This window comes from Mycolicibacterium pallens (assembly GCF_019456675.1).
GTDB classification, from domain to species: Bacteria; Actinomycetota; Actinomycetes; order Mycobacteriales; family Mycobacteriaceae; genus Mycobacterium; species Mycobacterium crocinum.
The window spans coordinates 3,135,730-3,155,223 of the sequence record NZ_CP080333.1 but is presented as its reverse complement, the minus strand read 5'-3'; the positions used below and the strand labels follow the sequence as shown (position 1 = coordinate 3,155,223).

The 19,494-nt window shown below is 68.1% G+C and carries 19 protein-coding genes; 10 read left to right on the top strand and 9 right to left on the bottom strand.

Features of this window, described 5'->3' with window-relative positions; all coding sequences use genetic code 11:
- The first annotated feature begins 4 nt into the window (after positions 1-4).
- The gene (locus K0O64_RS15500) at positions 5-1,270 is read left to right on the top strand and encodes a competence/damage-inducible protein A (RefSeq protein ID WP_071944492.1); all 1,266 of its coding nucleotides are present in this window, start codon (positions 5-7) and stop codon (positions 1,268-1,270) included.
- Here the strand turns inward: K0O64_RS15500 and K0O64_RS15495 are convergent.
- Positions 1,267-1,524 (bottom strand): hypothetical protein, encoded by a 258-nt coding sequence (locus tag K0O64_RS15495; protein WP_125477441.1) that lies wholly within the window; start codon positions 1,522-1,524, stop codon positions 1,267-1,269. The genes K0O64_RS15500 and K0O64_RS15495 overlap by 4 nt on opposite strands.
- 544 nt (positions 1,525-2,068) lie before the next feature.
- Here K0O64_RS15495 and K0O64_RS15490 point away from each other — a divergent pair.
- On the top strand, positions 2,069-2,596 hold the full coding sequence (locus tag K0O64_RS15490) for a hypothetical protein (protein ID WP_071944498.1): 528 nt from the start codon (positions 2,069-2,071) through the stop codon (positions 2,594-2,596).
- Between the two features lie 68 nt (positions 2,597-2,664).
- On the opposite strand, the gene K0O64_RS15485 is transcribed toward K0O64_RS15490, so the two are convergent.
- The 3 genes from K0O64_RS15485 to K0O64_RS15475 all read right to left on the bottom strand — a co-directional run bounded on the left by K0O64_RS15485 (position 2,665) and on the right by K0O64_RS15475 (position 5,614).
- Positions 2,665-3,579 carry an alpha/beta fold hydrolase gene (locus K0O64_RS15485; protein WP_071944500.1) on the bottom strand — a complete coding sequence of 305 codons (915 nt, stop codon included), beginning with the start codon at positions 3,577-3,579 and terminating at the stop codon, positions 2,665-2,667.
- A 62-nt stretch (positions 3,580-3,641) separates the two neighbouring features.
- On the bottom strand, positions 3,642-5,111 hold the full coding sequence (locus K0O64_RS15480; protein WP_071944502.1) for an amidase: 1,470 nt from the start codon (positions 5,109-5,111) through the stop codon (positions 3,642-3,644).
- A gap of 53 nt (positions 5,112-5,164) precedes the next feature.
- Positions 5,165-5,614: a hypothetical protein gene (locus tag K0O64_RS15475; protein WP_071944504.1), complete on the bottom strand. Its 450-nt coding sequence runs from the start codon at positions 5,612-5,614 to the stop codon at positions 5,165-5,167.
- Between the two features lie 218 nt (positions 5,615-5,832).
- On the opposite strand from K0O64_RS15475, the gene K0O64_RS15470 reads away from it, so the two are divergent.
- The gene (locus K0O64_RS15470) at positions 5,833-6,468 is read left to right on the top strand and encodes a hypothetical protein (protein ID WP_220045603.1); all 636 of its coding nucleotides are present in this window, start codon (positions 5,833-5,835) and stop codon (positions 6,466-6,468) included.
- Positions 6,469-6,680: 212 nt separating this feature from the next.
- Here K0O64_RS15470 and K0O64_RS15465 read toward each other — a convergent pair whose 3' ends face one another.
- On the bottom strand, positions 6,681-7,514 hold the full coding sequence (locus K0O64_RS15465) for an AraC family transcriptional regulator (protein ID WP_071944507.1): 834 nt from the start codon (positions 7,512-7,514) through the stop codon (positions 6,681-6,683).
- 24 nt (positions 7,515-7,538) lie between these two features.
- On the opposite strand from K0O64_RS15465, the gene K0O64_RS15460 reads away from it, so the two are divergent.
- On the top strand, positions 7,539-8,801 hold the full coding sequence (locus tag K0O64_RS15460) for an amidohydrolase family protein (protein ID WP_071944509.1): 1,263 nt from the start codon (positions 7,539-7,541) through the stop codon (positions 8,799-8,801).
- Between the two features lie 63 nt (positions 8,802-8,864).
- Here the strand turns inward: K0O64_RS15460 and K0O64_RS15455 are convergent, their stop codons facing one another.
- Positions 8,865-9,722 carry an endonuclease domain-containing protein gene (locus K0O64_RS15455; RefSeq protein WP_071949810.1) on the bottom strand — a complete coding sequence of 286 codons (858 nt, stop codon included), beginning with the start codon at positions 9,720-9,722 and terminating at the stop codon, positions 8,865-8,867.
- A 183-nt stretch (positions 9,723-9,905) separates the two neighbouring features.
- Between K0O64_RS15455 and K0O64_RS15450 the strand changes: the two genes are divergently transcribed.
- From K0O64_RS15450 to K0O64_RS15440, 3 genes are all read left to right on the top strand, one after another.
- Complete coding sequence (locus tag K0O64_RS15450) at positions 9,906-10,403, top strand: lipoprotein LpqH (RefSeq protein WP_071944511.1); 498 nt, start codon at positions 9,906-9,908, stop codon at positions 10,401-10,403.
- A 100-nt stretch (positions 10,404-10,503) separates the two neighbouring features.
- Entirely contained in the window at positions 10,504-12,186 is a 1,683-nt protein-coding gene (locus K0O64_RS15445; protein WP_071944513.1) for a hypothetical protein, read from the top strand.
- Positions 12,183-13,559, top strand: coding sequence for a CHAT domain-containing protein (locus K0O64_RS15440; RefSeq protein ID WP_071949811.1), 1,377 nt, complete (start codon positions 12,183-12,185; stop codon positions 13,557-13,559). Before K0O64_RS15445 ends, K0O64_RS15440 begins: the two co-directional genes overlap by 4 nt.
- Positions 13,560-13,564: 5 nt before the next feature.
- Here K0O64_RS15440 and K0O64_RS15435 read toward each other — a convergent pair whose 3' ends face one another.
- Positions 13,565-14,224 (bottom strand): hypothetical protein, encoded by a 660-nt coding sequence (locus K0O64_RS15435; protein WP_125477440.1) that lies wholly within the window; start codon positions 14,222-14,224, stop codon positions 13,565-13,567.
- Between the two features lie 66 nt (positions 14,225-14,290).
- Here K0O64_RS15435 and K0O64_RS15430 point away from each other — a divergent pair, with 66 nt between their 5' ends.
- Together K0O64_RS15430 and K0O64_RS15425 are read left to right on the top strand one after the other, a co-directional pair.
- Complete coding sequence (locus K0O64_RS15430; RefSeq protein WP_071944517.1) at positions 14,291-15,610, top strand: hypothetical protein; 1,320 nt, start codon at positions 14,291-14,293, stop codon at positions 15,608-15,610.
- Positions 15,607-16,737, top strand: coding sequence for a hypothetical protein (locus K0O64_RS15425; RefSeq protein WP_071944519.1), 1,131 nt, complete (start codon positions 15,607-15,609; stop codon positions 16,735-16,737). The genes K0O64_RS15430 and K0O64_RS15425 overlap by 4 nt, the downstream gene beginning before the upstream one ends.
- On the opposite strand, the gene speB is transcribed toward K0O64_RS15425, so the two are convergent.
- Positions 16,734-17,729 carry an agmatinase gene (gene speB, locus K0O64_RS15420; protein ID WP_071949812.1) on the bottom strand — a complete coding sequence of 332 codons (996 nt, stop codon included), beginning with the start codon at positions 17,727-17,729 and terminating at the stop codon, positions 16,734-16,736. The two genes, K0O64_RS15425 and speB, sit on opposite strands and share 4 nt — an antisense overlap.
- A 122-nt stretch (positions 17,730-17,851) precedes the next feature.
- Between speB and K0O64_RS15415 the strand changes: the two genes are divergently transcribed.
- Positions 17,852-18,250: a nuclear transport factor 2 family protein gene (locus tag K0O64_RS15415; protein ID WP_071944521.1), complete on the top strand. Its 399-nt coding sequence runs from the start codon at positions 17,852-17,854 to the stop codon at positions 18,248-18,250.
- A 3-nt stretch (positions 18,251-18,253) separates the two neighbouring features.
- Here K0O64_RS15415 and K0O64_RS15410 read toward each other — a convergent pair whose 3' ends face one another.
- The gene (locus tag K0O64_RS15410) at positions 18,254-19,378 is read right to left on the bottom strand and encodes a GGDEF domain-containing protein (protein WP_071944523.1); all 1,125 of its coding nucleotides are present in this window, start codon (positions 19,376-19,378) and stop codon (positions 18,254-18,256) included.
- Between the last annotated feature and the right edge of the window lie 116 nt (positions 19,379-19,494).

Genomic DNA, 19,494 nt, shown 5'->3' with positions numbered 1-19,494 from the left:
CGGTATGAGCGTGCGCGCGGGAATCGTGGTCACCGGCACCGAGGTCCTGACGGGGCGCGTCGCGGACCGCAACGGCCCCTGGGTGGCCGACCGGCTGCTGGAACTGGGCGTCGAACTGGCTCACATCACCATCTGCGGTGACCGGCCCGCCGATATCGAAGCGCAGCTGCGCTTCCTGGCCGCCGAGGGCGTCGACCTGATCGTCACCACCGGCGGCCTCGGCCCGACCGCCGACGACATGACTGTCGAAATCGTCGCGCGCTTCTGCGGCCGCGAACTGGCGCTCGATGCGGAGCTGGAAGCCAAGATCGCCGCGATCCTCAAGCATCTGATGGCCCGCTTCACCGGTATCGACTTCGACGCGGTGCGTGCGGCCAACCGTAAACAGGCGATGGTTCCGGTGGGCGCCCACGTCCTCGATCCGGTCGGGACAGCGCCGGGCGTCGTCGTCCCGGGTTCACCGACGGTGTTGGTGTTGCCCGGGCCGCCGCGCGAACTCCAGGCGATGTGGCCGGCCGCCGTTGCCGACGAGGCCTTCCAGCAGGCCATCGCCGGGCGAACCGTCTACAGCCAGGGCACGGTCCGGATGTTCGGGCTGGCCGAGTCCGGGCTGGCTGAGACCCTGCGCGAAGCCGAGAGCCTGCCAGGCTTCGCCGACCTCGAGATCACCACCTGCCTGCGCCGTGGCGAGGTGGAGATGGTCACCCGTTATGAACCGCACAGCGCGCCGGCGTACGCGCAGTTGATGGATCTGATTCGAGCCCGGCACGGCGAGATGGTGTTCTCCGAGGACGGATCGCTCGTTGACGATCAGGTCGCCGGACTGCTGGCGGGGCGGCGCATCGCGACGGCGGAGTCGTGTACGGCCGGCTTGCTGGCGGCACGGCTGACCGACCGGGCCGGGTCGTCGGCCTACGTGGCGGGTGGGGTGGTGGCCTATGCGAATGAGGCGAAGGTGGATGTGCTCGGTGTGGACCGCGCGCTCATCGACTCCTGCGGAGCGGTCTCCCAGGAAGTGGCCGAGGCGATGGCCGCGGGGGCATTACGCCGATTCGGCGCCGACACCGCGGTCGCTATCACCGGTATCGCCGGGCCGGGCGGCGGAACGGAAGCCAAACCGGTAGGCACGGTGTGGTTCTGCGTGATGCTGGGCGACGGCACGACGGTGAGCCGCTCGGTGCGGTTGCCCGGTGAACGCGCAGATATCAGAGAGCGGTCCACCACGGTGGCCATGCACCTATTGCGGCGCACTCTGCTCGGATTGGCTTAAGCCAGACAGCCTTCGGCATCCGCGACGACGAGCTCGTCGGGATTGCACAGCGCGTACATGCGCGCAGCGAGGTCGGCGAGTTCGACGATGATCTCGGCGCGGCCCAGCCCGGCTTCGAGAGCTTCGTCGAGCAGTGTGCCGATATCGCTACGGCGGTTCTCGGCGCCATCGGCGATCACTCCGTCGGCGTGCGAGATTCGCGCGGCCCGGATCATCCGCCAGGCGTAATTGCGTTCTGCGAGTACGTCGTTCATGTCCACACCTTTCGAAGGCGGTGCCATGACGTATCCGTCAATACACCGGCCACCCCCATTACGTCAATCAGCTTGGCGTGTAATGGCCTTCACCCATAGGGACTTCTGGCCCATGACAGTGGGGGAATTAGGCATAAGCACGGGTCAGTTCGGGGCGAAACGCTAACTGACGAACCCGTCGAATTGCCTTAATTCCCGCATTAGCTCACGTACCGTGGGACGGTCCTATTCAGCGCGACCCTGATTTGGGAGAGCCATTCATGCGAAAAGTCATCTTGGGTATTGCGACGACAGCTTTGATCGCCGGTTCACTGTCCGGTGCGGTATCTGCCAATGCCGCATCAACAACCACTCCCACGCCGTACGGCCCGGGGCATTCACCGGTCATCACCGCGCTGGATTGCCGAGGCGGTACCGGGACATGGGTTGTGGCGCGGGCTTTTTCTGGCGTGACGGCTGGCGCGGCTGGGGCTGCTACCCCTGCTGATCGCGCATCGACGAATAACCCGACATTCATTCCTTTCCTGAACGGAAGACCTCGAATATGAACTCTCGTTGTATCGGCGGTCTGACCGCCGCTCTGTTGTCGGCAGGTATGTCGCTCGGCGCCGGTTTGGCATCCGCCGATCCCGGTGACTACACCGTGTTATTGATCGATCCGAATGTGGTGACCGACTCGCTCGCCTACACCGCGGGCCCGCCGACCCTCAATCCCGGCGGCCAACCCGGCGCAATGACTGTCTACACCCATCGCGACGGCCGCACGATCACCGACACCGTCTGGGTGCTGGGCGATCCCGGTGCCGCCGCGGGTGCGATCAGTTCCGCGCAGGCCGCCACGCCGGTGGCCAATCAGAAGTCGGTTGCCGCTCCGGTGGGACAGGGCGGACAGCTGATCACCGGGACATCGCCGGACGGCACGCGATCGCTGAGCATTCTGTACTTCACCGAAGGCAATGCCGCGTCGTCGCTGGAGTTCTCCGGCCCGGTCGCCGACCCGGCACCCAACGATCTGGTGATCGAGTTCGGCCAGAAGCAAGATGCGTTGATCAAGAGCCGACTGGGCGCCTAACCCAGACATCCGATACCCGCGCCGCGCTGGAATCATCCGCGCGGCGCGGGATTGGATTGCGGTGTGGATCAGGCTTTTTCGTCGCGATCCCACAGCTCGAGCATGGTGCGCAGGATGTCCTCGGCCCGGCCCAGACCGGCCAGGTGGCTCTCACCGGATAGCGTGTAGAGCTCCGCGTCGGGCAACTTGGAGACCACGTGCTGCCCGTGCGCGAACGGCACGATGTGGTCCTTGTCGCCGTGCCACCATCGGATCGGCACCTTGACCTCGTCGAGGCGGAATCCCCAGTCCCGGGCGAACACGACGATGTCGGCCAGCGGCGCCGACAGCTGCTTGCGGCTGCCGTTGAGCAGGTCGTCGAGGAACATCGCCTTGAATTCCGGGCGCACCAGCATCTTGCGGTCGCCCTCGGGGGAGATGCCGGCATAGATGTAGAGCGCCGGCTCGGCCACCGGTTTGATCAGCCGGATCAAGCTGACGGCCGCGAGGCGCAGCGGGGCGCCGGCGACCTCGATGATCGGGGCCGCGGCCGCGCCGACCTTCATCAGGCCACCCTTGATGGCTTCGGGCCCGACCGTCGGGGCCACTCCGCCGAGCACGGCGGCGGCCACGATCCGCTCCGGCATCGCGGTCGCGCAGCCCAGTGTGTACGGCCCACCGCCGGACAGTCCGACCACGGCCATCTTGTCGACACCGAGGGTGTCGGCGATGATCGCCAGGTCCTTCGAGAACGCCAGCACGTTTTCGTACTGGTACGGGGTGGACGAGCCGATCCCTGGCCGGTCGACCCCGATGAGCCGAATGTCGTTCTGTTCGGCGAACACTCGCGCTTCGACGGGGATCTGCCGTCGAGCCCCGGGCGTACCGTGCAACCAGAAGACGGCCCGGCCCTGGGCGCAGCCGAATTCGGCGAAACCGATCTGACGGTCCTCCGAGACGGCGATATTGCCTTCCAGCTTGGGACGCGCGATAGCGACAACCATGGGCACAGTGTCTCATGTGCGGACATGACCGCTGCACGGTTCGTCCAAAGCAGCAAAGGCGCTCAGGCCGCGGGCGCGCCCAGCCATCGGGACGGGCGCCGCTGCGCCCATGGAACAGCCTGCTCGAGCTGGGCTGCCAACTGCAGCAGCACCGTTTCCTCGGGCGCCATCAGCTGAACGCCGATGGGCAAGCCGTCCTCGGTGGTCGCCAGGGGTACGGAGATCGCGGCCCAGCCGGTCACGTTCGCCATGGTGGTCCACCCGGTGTGCGCGAACTCGACGTCGAAGAACGCCCGGGTTGTGCCGCGGGGCTGATCGAGAACGCCGTAGTGCGGCGGCGGCGCCAGCAACGTCGGGACGAGCAAAAGGTCGTGGGCGCCCATTCCCGCGACGAAGTGCCGGGTCTGGCTGTGGATGGCTTCGATGGCGTCGGCGTAGTCGACACCGGAGGTGGTGAAACCCTCGCGCATCATCACCCAGCTGCTGGGCTCGAACTCGTCCTCGCGGGGATCGCGGCCGAGGTGGGACCTCGCGAAGTTGTACAGCTGCACGTTGCTGACGTTGTGCAGCACGGCGATCGCGTCGGCGACGGCGTCGGTGTCGAATGACGGCGCTCCCGGTTCCACGTGATGACCGGCCGATTCCAGTGCGCGCCCGGCGGATTCGACGGCGGCCGCGACACGGGGGTCGGTCGGCGGGGCGGCAAAAGGGGAGTGGGTGGCGATCAGGATCCGCTGCGGAGCCGGCGGCTGATCGAGCGCGCGCAGGAACCCCTGGGCGGGCAACGGCGCGTTGTACGGATCGCCCGGCGCACTACCGGTGACCACATCGAGCAGCGCGGCGCTGTCGCGGACCGTGCGGGTCAACGCATGCTCGACCGCCAAACCCTCCAGCAGCTGCCCGGACGGGGCGAACGATGTGCGCGCCCGCCGCGGTTTGAGCCCGACCAGCCCGCAGCACGACGCGGGCACCCGGATCGATCCGGTGCCGTCCCCGCCCGAGGCGGCCGGCACGACGCCGGCGGCCACCGCCGACGCCGACCCGCCGCTGGAACCACCGGGGGTGATGTCCGGCGACCACGGATTGACCGTGCGACCGAACAACGTCGGCTCGGTGGTGCAGTGATTGCCCCATTCCGGGGTGTTGGTCTTGCCGAACACCACCAGGCCGGCCGCCAGATACCGCTCCACGATCCACGCCGTGTACGGCGCGATGTGGTTGCGCAGGGCCTGTGAGCCCATCGCCTCACGGACCCCGGACAGCGAGGCCCCAAGATCCTTGAGCAGGAAGGGAACTCCGGCCACCGGCCCTGCGACCCCGGTGCGCAGCGTGCCCGCCTGGTCGAGGGCGACCGCTTGGTCGCGCCCACGGTCGAACGCGTCGGTGATCACAGCGTTGAGGCCGCGGGCGGCTTCTAACCGGAGGATGGCGGCGTCGAGCAGCCCGGCGGCCGACACCTCTCCGGAAGCGGCAAGCGCCGCCTGTCCCATGGCGTCGAGGTCGGCAAGTTCAGCGGCGAGTGTGGAATCCATTGCCACGGATCCTTGCCGCCCACGGTCGCGCCGGCAACCCGGCGCGCGAATCGTCAGTTACCGCCGGGAGACAGCAGCTCGCTGGACTGGTTCTGCTGAGCTGCGGCTTGCGCGGCGGCCGCATCCTTGGCGGCCTGTTCGTCCTCGGCTGCCTTCTCCGCGCGACCCTCGGGGCTGCCGAGTGAGTTGCCCGACTTGCCGGCCGTGGCGAGCTTGGCATTGCAGTTCAGGTACAGGAGCACCGTGTCGGTGACGGGAGCGAAGTTGTCACCCTTCATCCAGTCGGCCTTCTGCGAGCGGGTGACCACGCAGTCGCCCTGGCTCAGCGAGTCCCCGACAGACGTTGCGATGACGGCCTTCTGTCCAGCGTCGCTGATCGCCTTGGATGCATCCGAATACGACTGTCCGGCGTAGGCGTCAGCGAACGCGACACCCGATCCGAGAGTGAGCGACATCGCAGTGAGCGTGACGACTCCCAAGCCGAGTCGGAAGAGCTTGGTCATTTCGGTTCCTCCACGGCAGATCCCAGCAAAGGCAGCGTCACAAGCGCCGGGACGCGAAGAACTGACAATAAGGCCACTTACTGGCAACTAACTGGGTGACAGCTGGTGGCCTGCTGGTAACCGACGGCGTGCGGGTGGCCCCGGCTTTTTGCCTGCCCGAGTTCCGCCCGTCACTTCGCCGATATCGGCCGGTCGGGCCGGACGGGTTGACTGACACCATGTCTGAGACTGAGACCACGACCGAGTCCGAACCAGTCGACGCCGTCTTGATCGTCGACGGGGAACCGACGCCGCGGACGAACATCGTCATCCGCCACGTCCTCGAGCGCCAGATCGCCGCCGGCCAGGCGCTCAGCAGCCAATTGATCAATGCGACAACACTTCTCACCACCGCCATCGCGCACGCACCCTCCACCTTCGCCGGTGCGATCCAAGACGGTGACACCATCGCGGCGGCCTGGGAGCGCACCGGCACCGGCGTGGCCGACGTCGTCGACGAGGCCCGCGGCCGGCTGCGCGCCGCCGTCGTCAGCTACGTCGGTCACCAGGCAACATTGCCGGTGGCTGTCCTCGGATATGCCGGTGAGGTCGCCGCTTCGGTGGCCTCCGCGCAGGGAACGGTGGCGGGTTCGGCCATCGACGGCGCTTTCGCGGTGGCAACCGCCGCCACCCAGGGTGACGATGTACGTGCGGCGCTGTCACGCAATATCGACGAACTGCGGGCCACCGCGGTGGCCGCCCGAGGCGACATCACCGAATCGGTCAAGCGGGCCGGCCAGGAGGTCCGCGAGGCCGTCGGCGGCGAACTCGAACCACTGGTCGCCGCGATCACCGGTACGGACGAGGATTCTTGACGGACAACGAACTTCAGGTGACAAGCGGCACATTTGCGCGTGTGCCGCGGCAACCAGAGCCCGCCGGCTGGCACAGTGGTGATGTGGCACAAACACGGCGGACACGATCGGGCCCATGGCGACACCCGTTGTCGCTGGGGTTCGAGGCGCACCGCGGCCTGCTGTTGCTGCGTCTGCGGTGGCACGAGCGCAATCACCGGCGCGCGCTCACCTCACACACCGCTACCGGTGACACGCCTTCGGTATGACGACGGGGTTTCGCCGCAGAACTGACTGAAGGCCCGGGTGAACGACCCCACGCTGTCGAAGCCCACCGCGGTGGCGGCCTGCTGCACGCTTTGGGTGGGCGCGGCCAGCAGGGCCATCGCTCGTAACATCCGGGCGTGCAAGAGATAAGTGCGCCAAGGCATTTGCGCTTCGCTCTGGAATTGGCGGCGCAGAGTCCGTTCGGAGACCGCGACCGCCCGGCACACCTCGGCGAGCGTTACCGACTGCAGGTGCTCCTTGGTGTAGGCCATCGCCGCGGCGACCAGGGGATCGTGGGAGCTCGGAAGGCTCAGCGGCGCTTCGTGATCCAGCGCCTCGGCCACCAGGTTGGCCAGCGTGCGGAAGAATGAGTCAGCGGCCTCGTCGTCGGCGGCCCGGTAGATCGGCCACCGCAGCGCGTAGAGCATCATCTCCCGGATCAGCGGGGAGACGGCCAGGATGCGGGCACGGTCACCGGCGGTCGGTATGAGTTCCGGGTCGAACATCACCGCCAGCGTCTTGACGGAGGGATTCATGGTGGCCTGATGTTCCAGGCCGGCCGGAATCCACGCCGCCTGCTGAGGCGGCAGCAGATGGTGCGCCGAGGCCGTCTCGACCTCGACCACGCCGCCGATCGCGTATTCGATCTGGTGCACGTCGTGGAAATGCCAGCCGGTGACGAGCAGCTCGCCCTCGTACAGATAGCTGCCGGCCAGGACCCGGCCACCGCGGCGCAGTTCCACCTGGCCGATGTTGGCCGGTCGAGACAAGTCTCTGGCCGAATGTGCGGAGACGGTCACGATTATCGAGGGTACAACTGTGGCATGAACGTCGACGACCTGATCCTGGTGAGCATCGATGACCATGTCGTGGAGCCCCCCGACATGTTCCTCAACCACGTCCCGGCCAAGTACAAGCCCGAGGCCCCGATCGTCGTCACCGACGACAAGGGCGTCGATCAGTGGATGTACCAGGGCCGGCCGCAGGGCGTCAGCGGGCTCAATGCCGTGGTGTCGTGGCCTGCCGAGGAGTGGGGCCGGGATCCGGCCGGCTTCGCCGAGATGCGCCCGGGCGTGTACGACGTCCACGAGCGGGTGCGCGACATGAACCGCAACGGCATCCTCGCCTCGATGTGCTTCCCCACGTTCACCGGCTTCTCCGCGCGCCACCTGAACATGACGCGTGAGGACGTCACGCTCGTCATGGTGTCGGCCTACAACGACTGGCACATCGACGAATGGGCCGGTTCCTACCCCGACCGGTTCATCCCGATCGCGATCCTCCCGACGTGGACGCCCGAGGGCATGTGCAACGAGATCCGCCGGGTCGCCGCCAAGGGCTGCCGGGCGGTCACCATGCCGGAACTGCCACACCTCGAAGGCCTGCCGAGCTACCACGACGAGGACTACTGGGGCCCGGTATTCCGCACGCTGTCGGAAGAGAACGTGGTGATGTGTCTGCACATCGGCACCGGCTTCGGCGCGATCAGCATGGCCCCCAACGCACCGATCGACAATCTGATCATCCTGGCCACCCAGGTCTCGGCGATGTGCGCTCAGGACCTGTTGTGGGGCCCCGCGATGCGCAACTACCCGGACCTGAAGTTCGCGTTCTCCGAGGGCGGCATCGGGTGGATCCCGTTCTACCTCGACCGCAGCGACCGGCACTACACCAACCAGAAGTGGCTGCGCCGCGACTTCGGGGACAAGATGCCCAGCGACGTGTTCCGGGAGCATTCGCTGGCCTGCTACGTCACCGACAAGACGTCGCTGAAGCTGCGGCACGAGATCGGCATCGACATCATCGCCTGGGAGTGCGACTACCCGCACTCGGACTGCTTCTGGCCGGACGCCCCCGAGCAGGTACTCGCGGAGCTGAATGCCGCAGGCGCGTCGGATTCCGACATCAACAAGATCACCTGGGAGAACTCCTGCCGGTTCTTCGGCTGGGATCCCTTCGCCCGCACCACCCGTGAGGACGCGACGGTCAAGGGCCTGCGCGCCAAGGGCGCCGACGTCGACGTGTCGATCCGCTCGCGCAAGGAGTGGGCCGCCCGCTACGCCGAAAAGCAGCTCACCAAGGCCTAAGTCCCCTTCGCGATCTTCTCGTGCGCCGAGACTGACGCTGCCGTGCAGAAGTGCGGGTAAAGCTCACGCCACCGTCGATCTCGGTGAACTTCGTCGCCGAATCGCTGCTTGCACCCGCCCGATGATGTCGTCAGGGGTGTCTTCGGCGATCACCCGGATGACGATCCAGCCCAATTGCTGAAGACGTCGGATGCGCCGTTGGTCCTTGGCATATTGGCGCCGGTCGGTCCGGTGGTGGTCGCCGTCGTACTCGACGGCGACTTTGATGTCCTCCCACCCCATGTCGAGGACGCCCAGCAGCCGCCATCCGTCCATCACCGGAATCTGAGTGGTCGGCGCGGGAAAGCCCGCGCCTATCAACAGCATCCGCAGCCACGTCTCCTTCGGCGACGCCGCGCCTCCGTCGACAAGCGGAAGGATCGCCTTGAGCTGCCGCACTCCGCGGACGGCCGGATGCAGTTGTACCAGCTTCGTGACCTCGTCGATCGAGTAGAACGTCGCCCATTTCAGCGCGTCGAGCCGGACGAGGGCCTCGTCGAATGCACGGTGGCGACCGAGGTCGAAGGCAGTGCGCACAGGTGTGGTCACCGGCAGTCCCGCCACTGTGGTGACCTCTGCGTCGGCAAGTGTCTCGTTTCGCACGACCAGGCCATCGTGTCGACGTGCGCTAGGAGCGATCAACTCGATCGGCTCGTCGGCGTCGACCCAGCGAGATCCGTGCAATGCCGCCGCCGCGGCTCCAGCGATCACAGCTCGCTTCTTCGACCACAACCATGCCCCCAGCGTGCGGTCGCGTAGCGACGCGTCGAGAGACTTCAGCACGTACACATCGCGATAGATCGGCCGGTACCAGCGGCGTAACTCATGCTCGGTCAGCTGCCCGGTTGATACCGCCTGGCTCCCGATGAACACCCGATCCATCCCTGGATGGTTGCGCATCGCACCGACATGCATCGAGATCGACGTGAACGCGCGAAAGTGCGAGTACACGTCACGCGAACGTCGATCTCGGTGCGAGAAGTTTGGGATCGGTAGCCGCGACCGGAATCTGTACTTCTCTCGTGACGGCGCCACCGAGGCGCTGCACGAGCGAAGGGAACACAGGTGAAGCGAATTCTCGCGGTCGGTGTCGGCGTGATCGGCTGCAGCGTGATGCTGGTTGGCTGCTCCGACAACAACAGCAGCAGCAAGAGCTCGAGCCCGGCAACGGGCGCCGCGCCCACCAGCGTTTCGGTGGCCTCCAGCGGCAAGACGTCGGTGAAGGTCGAGGGCAACGACCTGCAGGGCTTGGATCTGAACTCCGTCACGTGCGTCAAGCAGGGCGGCACGATCAACATCGCCAGTGGCGCGGTGGGGGGTCAGCAGGGCCTCGGCGTGGTCATGAAGGACGGCCAGCCGCCGACTGTGCAGTCCCTCGGGATGGTCGTCGACGGCAACGCACTCGCGGTGAGCGACAACATGGGCGTCAAGACCGGCTCCGCGGACGTCAAGGTCGACGGCACCACCTACACCATCACGGGTGAGGCCGCCGGCGCCGACATGAAGAACCCGATGGCCGGCATGATCACCAAGAAGTTCGAAATCTCCGTCACCTGCAAGTGACGTGATCAACAGCCCGGGCGGGGGGCGGCGGACGTGTCGAGCACGTCCGCCGTCTCGCCGTTACCATCATCGGCGGTTGCGCTCGATTTATGATGCAGCCGTGTCCATTACCGGTGAGCTGCAACGGGCTCGCCAGCTCGCCCTCGCGGCCCAGGAGGAGAAGGCCAAGGACCTCCTGCTGTCGTTGATGCCAGACATCGAACGCGAGGACCGCGACGATCTGGCACTCGAGGTCTTCGCTCAGCTCGGCGAAATCTACCTCACTCGAACGGCTTACGACGGCACCCGCGAATGCCTGCACCGGATCAGCGACTGCCTGGCCAAGTACTCCGGGTCAGGACCGGAGAACGAGCACATGATCGCCCGCTACACCCTGCGGGCTCGCTTCCTGCGCACCGGCTTGGCCGCGGCAGGCGGCGAGCACGAAGAAGCCGCACGGGAACTCGCGGGCCTGCGTGATGACGACGCCGCCGCGCGGTTCGGCGACCTGGAACCCGAGCAGCGCCACCTGGAGACCTTGGCCGGCGTGCTGTGTGCGACGGCGTTGTGCGACGACGACCTTCATGTCCCGGCAGCCGAACTGTGGCAGAACGTCATTCCGGTCGTCGACGGTCTGACGGGCGGAACCGACGAAGCCGACCAGTTGCTCGTCGCGGCCGGTCTGGCCTATGGCAGGTTCTGTGTTGAGACCGGCCGGCTGGACGAAGGGGAGCAGTGGCTGCGCCGTGCGGGTGCCCGGGCCCAGCGCCGGGAGTGGGCATTGTATTGGGCCAGAGCCGAACTCGAGACCGCCGCGGCCATGTGGATGCGCGGTGACCACGAATCGACCGAGCGGCTGGTCGGGTCCGCCTACCCGGTGATCGCCGAGCACTCCCGAGCCCATGACGTCGCCCGCTGCTGGCTCTATTTCGGGTTGACGCGGTTGGGATTCGGCTGGCTGAAGGAGGCCGACGAATCCTGGGGGCACGCCGAGACGCAATGGCGAGAACTCGGACGCCCGCTGTTCGTCCACCGTATCCTGTTGCAGCGCAGCTGGATTTCGGTTTTCCGCGGCCGGTTCGCCGATGCGGTCGAACAGGTGGCGGAGGCGCGCAAGTTCCTCGACAGCTGGCCTAGGTCCAGTTGGTTGCAGTACGCCCGGCTCGACGACCATCTCGGCTCGATCTGGCGGGCCGACGCCTTGGCTGACTTGAACTTCGACGGCCTCGGCGATCCGTCGGACAGCTGGCAGGCCAACAAGGAACGCCAGGTCGCCTCGCAGGGCGTCACGCGTTTCGACACCGGAAGCGAGCGCCACCTCAGTGCGCTGGCGAAGCTGGAAAAGGCCGCCGAAGTCAAGATTCCGGCCGCGCTGGCCGTCGACTCGGTGCGCTACGCCATGACCGACGCCGACGCGCGCTGGCGATGGGCCTCCCAGGTCTCGGCCCGCATGCTGGCCGGCGCGTTCTCGGTGGCCTGGGAGTGGGAGAACGACGCCCTGCTCAGCGAGCTCATTGAATATCATTGTGCACGAGGTACATTCGCCAACGAGCCGCGCGGTGAAGCCGGGGGCTGGGACGCCCCGGCGACGGCGACGGTGCCCGTCGAAACCCTCGACGAGGAGGCGCTTGCCGCGGGCGGATACTCGGTCGACGCCCTGACCCAGACGACGTTGGGTGCGCTTCCGCCGCTGCAGATGGACCCCGATGGTTCGCCGATCCTGGCGCGCTACCGGCTCCTGGCGCAAAACCGCTATGGCCAGGCCGTCACCTCCGCCGCTCCCGTCTGGTCGACGTGGCCATGACCACCACCCTGGTCTTGCGGTTCGCCGACGTCGGGGTGGCGACGTATGCCAGCCTGCGCATCGTCGGCCAACCCGAATGCACGGTGACGTGGGTGGTGCACGAGCCGATCGTGCTGGCCGCCCTCGAGGAGCTCAAAGGTGCCCTGCCCGACCCCGACGGTGACGAGAGCCTGGCCGACGCCCTGGACCGGGCGCTGACCCGAGGCCCGTTCGCCACCACGCAGGGTGAACTGACGCTGGCCTACATCCTGGGTGTGCTGCTGATCGCCGCGCCGGCGTGGCAGCTGCTGGCCGAAGCGGCGGGCAGGAGCGAAGCGACCGGGGAATCGGCAGGTGTCGCCGATCCGCGACCGGTGCTGTTCGTCTCGCCGAGCGCCCGCCTGGCGCGTATCCCGTGGGGGGCGCTGGCGGTCCCGCTGACCGGCCCCAGCCCCGAGGAACTCGTCGCCGCCCGCAAGGAGGCGGTGACCTTCAAAGGCACCACCGCGGCCCGCATTCCGTGGCAGCTCGCCGACATCGACACCGTCACCGAGGGTTTCCGGCTGATGGAGATGGTCGATGTGGTGATGGCGGTGCCGCCCAATATCCTGCATGCCCCGCGCACACCGGCACGGTGGCGCGAACGACAAAGTGCACCAGCGCTTCTCGTGGTCGACCCGCGGGTGCCGGGTCAGCGGCCAGATTCGGCCCTGGGCTCGGTTCTGGGCCGGCCGTCGAGTGAGAGCACGCTGTCCCGCCACTTCGCCGAACTCCTCGCGCACCGTCCGGTGCTGCCCGAGGTCGACGCGCCGGTGGAGCTGTTCCGCCGCAGCGATGCCGACCGCAGCTGGCTGGCCGCGCAGCTCGATCGCGCCCCGAGCCGCATGCTTTACGTCGGGCACGCCAGCGCGGCCGACCGCGCGCACGGCTATGCCGACCGCGCCGCACTACACCTGGCGTGCACGTCCGCGGCAGACGGTGCCGCCGAGCCGGTGGGCGATCACCGCCCGTTGTTGGCGTCCGATCTGATGGCCGCCCAGCTGCCGGTGCCCCCACGGGTGGCCCTGCTCGCGTGTGGCTCCGGCGGGGACTATCAGTTCGACGAGGCGACTGGTCTGGTCGCGGCGATGGTTCTCTGCGGGAGTGAGCTGGTGACCGCAACGCTGTGGTCACTGCCCACCACGGCGGGGTACCGCCGGTTCACCGGGCGCACCGAGGACCCGATGGCCGAAGTCGTCATGGCCGTCGACGACGCCCACGAGGCCGACGACGCGGTGCTGAGCCTGAATCGCTGGCAACGTGAGCAGATGCGGCGGTGGCGTAACGGTGAAACCACCGCCAGCCCGTTGTACTGGGCAGCGGTGGTCACCTTTGCGGTCGGGGGTGCCCGGTGATCGCGTCAGGCCGGGGGCAGGCACACCGCGATCGCGGACTCGTCCTCCGGCAGGTAGTACGTGTCGATGATGCTGCCGGGGGACACCTTGGCCAGCGCGGCCTCGGGCACCAGCGTGACCTCCTGGGCCGGGAACTGACCGCCGCCCGGGCGGGTGACCATCAGATCCAGTTGCACCTCGCGATAGTCCTCGCGATCACGGCCGGTGGCTCGCATGCCGGTCACCACGCTGCAGGAGCGGGTGCCGAACCGGATCAGATCGAGCTGGTCGTGGGTGAGCACGCCCTGACGCAGCAGCGAGTGGTCGGCGGCAGCTCGCACGGCGATGGCATCGTCGGCCAGCGAGAGCTGCTTGCGGCTGGCCGGGTCGAACGACACCAGCACGATGACGCCGGGACGCAGGGCCGAGACCACCGGATCGTCGTGGCCGTGGCACAGGCGTCCGGTGAAGCGCTGACCGGCAACGCTTTCGACCTCGACGACGATCACGGGATCGTCGGCACCGGCCACCATCTGCACGGTGCCGACGCCGATCGAGCGGGGGCAGCGGGTACTGCGGGGGGGCCTGCTTCGCGGCGGCTGCCCGGCGAGGCCGGCGGCGACGATGATCGAGGCGAGTGCGATGGCGGAGACGACGGCGATGGCGCCCAGGAGTGCATCAGACATGGTGAGCAGCGTGCCGACCGTCACCGGCTACCGAACCCAACTTTGCGCTGGCCTTATTCTGTCCGGATGAGCGCCGGCTCGGACACGGTCACAGGAGTCGTCACGTCGCAGCCGCGGCGGGCGGTGATCGACCGTGCGTGGCGGACGATCGGGCCCGGCGTTGCGGTCCTCAGCGGCGACGACGGTGGCCCGTTGCGCCGGACGGTCAAACGCATCATCGACCCGCTCGTGCTGCGGCTGCGCAGCAATCCCGCCTATTCTGCGCCGTTCGTCGACGCCGACATCGCCGCCGAGATGACGGATGTGATCCTCGATCACGCCGACCGGTTGCGTTGGGCCGCAGCGTGGTTCGAGCTGATGAAGCAGGAGCGGCGCCGCCAGCGCATCACCACCGGCAATGCCCAAGACCTTTATTTCCCAGTGTGTTTCGAGCTCGCGGTCACCGACGGGGCGCCCGGCGGCGACGGCCTGCGCACCGCCGCGGACGCGCTGCGTGCCGTTCACGACGACCGCGACCGCACCGCTGTGGAAGTGCTCAACCAGCACCTCGCCTCGCCGCAGGTCGTTGCGCGTCTGTCCGCCCAGTTGGACCGCAGCTGGGCCGACGTGCGGGCCGACGACAGCATCAGCGGACCATTCCTGGCCGGCCTGACCACGGTGCTGGGCCCGGCCGAGGGGCATCGCGCCGGCGTTGCCCGCCAACGGGTGTGGTCGGCACTGATCGCCGACGCGACACCGCACAACCTCGGCGCCCGCGCGCGCACCCAGCCGTCGGCCCTGCCGTGGTCGATCCTGGACCTCGGCCTCACCGCGGCGTTGCCGCTGCAACCACCGTCGTTGTCCGGCGGCCCGGAGCGCGATCGGCCGCTGGACCGCAGCGTGGTCGACCGCGTCCGCGCGACCCTGCGCCGCGCACTGGATCGCGACGAGCTTCCCGACGTTCCGCTGTTGTGTGCCGAGGAGGTCGACCGCGCCTGTGCCCCGTGGGGTCTGCTTGCCGAGGACAAGCAGGCCGCACTGGTCGCCGGCATCGAGGTGGCCTGCCAGCTCGCGCCCCTCGACGAACGTGCCGTGGCCGAGTATCAGCTGGCGGCGGTCATCCAGGCCCGGTTGCGTAAGGAGGCGTACGTATTGCACGCGCGCCGTGTGCTGGCCGGCGCCGAACCGGTGCATCCGCGGCAGCGCCAGGTCGTCGAAGATCTCGCGTGCTTTGCCCGGCCGTACCTGAGCCGGCTGTGGGCGCGGCTGCACGGCCGCGACGTGTGGCAGGAGCCCTGCGACGACGTCGACGATCTGCGAGCCCTGCTGGAAGGGGTCGCGCGATCGGTGAGCCTCGATCACCGCCAGCGAATCAAGGCGATGCTGGAAGTGCAGGTGGCGCAATGAGATTGGTGGCCGATTCCGGACTGTGGCGCATCGGCCCAGCGGTGGCCTCGGTGCCGCTGGTGGCGGTGCTGGAGGTCGACGGCGCGGTGCTGGCCTGGACTGTCGACGAGGCGCCGGACGCCAACGGCGCCCAGATCACGCTGACCGACGCGACCCGGGCTGACTGGCTGTGGCGGGTACTCGGCGAAGACGGCCATCACGCGTTGGCTGCGGCCACCGGGAACCCGCCCGATGAGCGTGCCGGAGTTGACCTTTCCGGCGTCGAGGTACGGCCCGGCGCACTGGACGGGTTGCGCAGGCTCGCCGTCGGACACTGGTTGCGCCGGTGGTGGCCCGCGAGCGTCCGTGACGGCATCAGCGGCCTGGATCCGGCGCTCCTCGACGCCGAGATCGCGCTACTCACGGCGGACGCCGAGGACTTCGTGGCCGACGACAGCATCGACGCCGATATCGGCGCGCTGTTGGCTCCGCACGCCGCGGCCCTGACGCTGCACCTGCTGGTCGGTGACCCACGGGTGGTGGACCTGGTCCGAAAGGTCGTCCGGCTGGCCCAGGATGTCGGCGTCGACGCTCCCGGCTGGGCCGAATTGACCGATACCGTCGAGAACGCGCAACCGCAGCACGCGCCCGCGCACCAGGACGACTATGCGTTGGCAGCCCGCGGCGACGCTGGACCGGTGCCGACCGGGTTGATCGCCCGCGGCGTGGCGCCGATCGCCTGGTCTGCGGTTCCCAGCGGCGTGTTCGACGCCGCCGAGGACACCGTGACGTGGGCGGTGGCCGCCCACGGCGACCAGGTCACCGCGACGCTGCACGCAGCGGTGATCGGGCCTGGCTCGCCGGCCGGTATCCCCGTCGCCCTGCACTGCGGGAACCTCACCGCCACCGGCGAACTCGACGCATCGGGCCGGGCGACGATCGCACTGCACGACGACGCGGACGCCTCGGCGACCGCCGCCGCGGCGTGGGACCAGGACTGGTCGGCGACGACGGTGACCGTGGGTGCGGACGTCGACGAGTCGAACGACGCGCGCCGGCGGGTTCGGCAGTTCGCCCGGCAGCGGCTCGCGCAGCCCGGACCCGACGCGTATCTCGCCGAAATCCTGGCCGCCGAATCCGACTACTAGGCCAGCGGGGACGGCGGCCCGGGCTTGACGTTCGCCGCGTCGCGACGGCGTGCGGCCATCCCGGCCAATGCCTCGAACACCACGCGATGCGCGGCGTTGACCGTCAGTTCGGCGTGGTCGTAGGCCGGGGCGACCTCGACGACGTCGACGCCGGCCACGTCGTGCTCGTAACACAGTTGGCGGACCATCCGCAGCAGGTCGGCGCTGGTGATGCCGCCCGGCTCGGGAGTTCCGGTGCCGGGGGCGTGGGCGGGATCCAGAACATCGATATCGACTGATACATAGAGCTTTTCGGCTTTGTCGAGCGCTTCGGACACCGCCCGTCGCATCACTTCCTTGAAGCCCAGATCCCAGATCTCCTGCATGGTGTGCCAGGTCATGCCTTGTTCTTGCATCCACTCGAACGTGTCCTGGGGCGGCCAGTACCCGCGCAGGCCGACCTGAACGAAATGCGTCCCGGGGACGGCACCGGATTCGATGAGCCGTCGCATCGGGGTGCCGTGACTGGCCAGGTTCCCGTCGATGATGTCGGCGGTGTCGGCGTGGGCGTCGAAATGGACGATGCCGACGTTGCCGTAGCCGTGCACGTCGGCAACCGCGGTGGCTGACGGCCAGGTGATCGAATGGTCGCCGCCGAGGACGACCGGCACGATGCCGCGCGACGCGACGGTGTGCACCCGTTCGCGAATGTTGGCGTGCGACACCTCGGTCAGCCCGTGCGGGCAAAACGCGTCACCGAAATCGACGACCTCGAGCCAGTCGAAGATCTCCAGCCCGAGATCCATGTGGTACGTGCCGGGTTCGTAGGCGGTGGCCCGGATGGCTCGCGGCCCGAACCGAGCACCCGGGCGGTTGGTGGTGGAAATGTCGAACGGCGCCCCGACGATCGCCACGTCCGGCCGCCAGCTGTCCAACTGCTCCGGTTCGGTCAGGAACGGACGATGCCCGAACGAGGCCAGCCCCGCATAGGGCAGATCCAGTTGCCCGGCCATCCCGGGAGGCAGGTCACGCACGGGCTTGTCGTCATGGCCGGAACTCATTGGCCAGACATTACCGCCGCCGGGCCACCGGAGTTAGCCTCGTGGGCAGGGCAATCGAAGAGGAGTTGAGCAGTGTGAGCGCACCGACCGATCGGGCAGAGGTCGCCCGCGCCTTCGCCCAGCACCGGTTCGACGAAGCCCTCCCGCACCTGGCCCGCAACGTGGTGTGGACAATCGTCGGCTACTCGGTGCTCGAGGGCGCCGACGCTGTCGCCACCACGTGCCGCGACACCGCGGGCGGCCTGGCCGCGACCGTCGCCACCTGGGACCGCTGCCTGACGGTCGAACAGGACGACACCGTCGTCGTCGAAGTGCTTGGCAGATACCAGCGCCCGGACGGTGTCACGATCGTCTCGAGCTGTCACATCTGCCAATTCGCGGGAGACGAGATTGCGTCGATCACGTCCTATGGCGTGGAGGTCGACCCGGAATCGGTGGGCGCGCCCGCCGATGTCCGGCGAGCCGGCAGCTGAGCGTCAGAGCAACGGGGTGTCGTAGCCGTCGTTCTCGTCGTCGGAGATGCTCAGGCTCGGGCGCACCACATAGCGGGCTTGATTGCCACCGGCCCGGCGGGCCTCGTACATGGCTGTCGTGGCCAGCGCCACGATCTCGTCGAGGATCTCGCTGGGCGGGTGCTCCACCAGCGGCTGAAGCGGGGTGCTGACGACGCCGATGCTGGCCGTCATCCCGGCCGGTGATGACGCGATCGCACCGCGGATGCGCTCGATCAGTGGGGACGAGTCCGGCGTCGTGAAGCAGTCGGCGACAAAGAATTCCGCCTCGCTGACGTGGCCGAGGATCGCGTCGCGGCGCACCGTCTCACGCAGCGCCTGCCCGGCGGCCACCCGTGCCCGGTTCCCGCCTCGATTGCCGGCGACGGCGACCATCGCCGCGAAGCTGTCGATGTTGACGACGGCGATCACCAGGTAGCGGTCGTCGTCGCGGTTGCGCGATGCCAGCAGCGTCGCGGTCTGCAGATAGAACGCGTCGCGGTTGAGCAGGCCGGTGAGCGGTTCGACGGCGTCGGCCCCGTCCTCGGCCCCGGTCAGCCACACCACCAGCCGGCAGGAGAAGGCCGCGAAAACGTACAGCAGCAGCATCAGCGCGACACCGGCCAGCGCCAGCGGAAGATCGACGCTGGCCATCCGCACGGCCAGGTAGATCAGCGTCGCGACGGCAATCGCCAGGATCATCGCGAGCAGCCGCGGGCCGTGGAAGAGGGCGGCGTAGCCGATGACCAACGCGAACGACGACGCACCCAGCAGTCCGTACAGCGGTTCGACCGGGACGATGGTTCCGACGGGGATGGCCACTGCGGCGATGGCGACCAGCAACGCCGACTCGTTGCGGGTGGGCCAGCGGTGCCGCAACCAGATGAACGTGGACGCGAAGCACAGGACCGATACGCCGATCAGCAGTGGACGGCTGATCGGCCACTGCAGCGTCGCCCCGCTGCCGATCGTGGACAGTGTGATCAGGCCCAGCGTGAACACACTTCCGGCGATCACCCGGGAGGTGTAGGTCTGCGCTCCGCGGGCCGCGAGCACCGCGGTCAGGGAGTAGTACTGGTTCGCCGAACGGGTCGACAACGACAATCGCATCAACCCACCCCTTCGTCATCGCACCGCTGCTGCACGACTCGCCAGCAACGAATTCGCGCTTGCGCCACCGGTGCCGGATACCGAGCCTAGCGAACGCTTTCTGCACTGGCCACCCC

What these genes read in the sequence shown, in the direction of transcription:
- K0O64_RS15500 (WP_071944492.1), top strand. Translation starts at nt 5, where the DNA reads ATGAGCGTGCGCGCGGGAATCGTGGTCACCGGCACCGAGGTCCTGACG.
- K0O64_RS15495 (WP_125477441.1), bottom strand. Translation starts at nt 1,524, where the DNA reads ATGAACGACGTACTCGCAGAACGCAATTACGCCTGGCGGATGATCCGG.
- K0O64_RS15490 (WP_071944498.1), top strand. Translation starts at nt 2,069, where the DNA reads ATGAACTCTCGTTGTATCGGCGGTCTGACCGCCGCTCTGTTGTCGGCA.
- K0O64_RS15485 (WP_071944500.1), bottom strand. Translation starts at nt 3,579, where the DNA reads ATGGTTGTCGCTATCGCGCGTCCCAAGCTGGAAGGCAATATCGCCGTC.
- K0O64_RS15480 (WP_071944502.1), bottom strand. Translation starts at nt 5,111, where the DNA reads ATGGATTCCACACTCGCCGCTGAACTTGCCGACCTCGACGCCATGGGA.
- K0O64_RS15475 (WP_071944504.1), bottom strand. Translation starts at nt 5,614, where the DNA reads ATGACCAAGCTCTTCCGACTCGGCTTGGGAGTCGTCACGCTCACTGCG.
- K0O64_RS15470 (WP_220045603.1), top strand. Translation starts at nt 5,833, where the DNA reads ATGTCTGAGACTGAGACCACGACCGAGTCCGAACCAGTCGACGCCGTC.
- K0O64_RS15460 (WP_071944509.1), top strand. Translation starts at nt 7,539, where the DNA reads ATGAACGTCGACGACCTGATCCTGGTGAGCATCGATGACCATGTCGTG.
- K0O64_RS15455 (WP_071949810.1), bottom strand. Translation starts at nt 9,722, where the DNA reads ATGGATCGGGTGTTCATCGGGAGCCAGGCGGTATCAACCGGGCAGCTG.
- K0O64_RS15440 (WP_071949811.1), top strand. Translation starts at nt 12,183, where the DNA reads ATGACCACCACCCTGGTCTTGCGGTTCGCCGACGTCGGGGTGGCGACG.
- K0O64_RS15435 (WP_125477440.1), bottom strand. Translation starts at nt 14,224, where the DNA reads ATGTCTGATGCACTCCTGGGCGCCATCGCCGTCGTCTCCGCCATCGCA.
- K0O64_RS15430 (WP_071944517.1), top strand. Translation starts at nt 14,291, where the DNA reads ATGAGCGCCGGCTCGGACACGGTCACAGGAGTCGTCACGTCGCAGCCG.
- K0O64_RS15425 (WP_071944519.1), top strand. Translation starts at nt 15,607, where the DNA reads ATGAGATTGGTGGCCGATTCCGGACTGTGGCGCATCGGCCCAGCGGTG.
- speB (WP_071949812.1), bottom strand. Translation starts at nt 17,729, where the DNA reads ATGGCCGGGCAACTGGATCTGCCCTATGCGGGGCTGGCCTCGTTCGGG.
- K0O64_RS15410 (WP_071944523.1), bottom strand. Translation starts at nt 19,378, where the DNA reads ATGCGATTGTCGTTGTCGACCCGTTCGGCGAACCAGTACTACTCCCTG.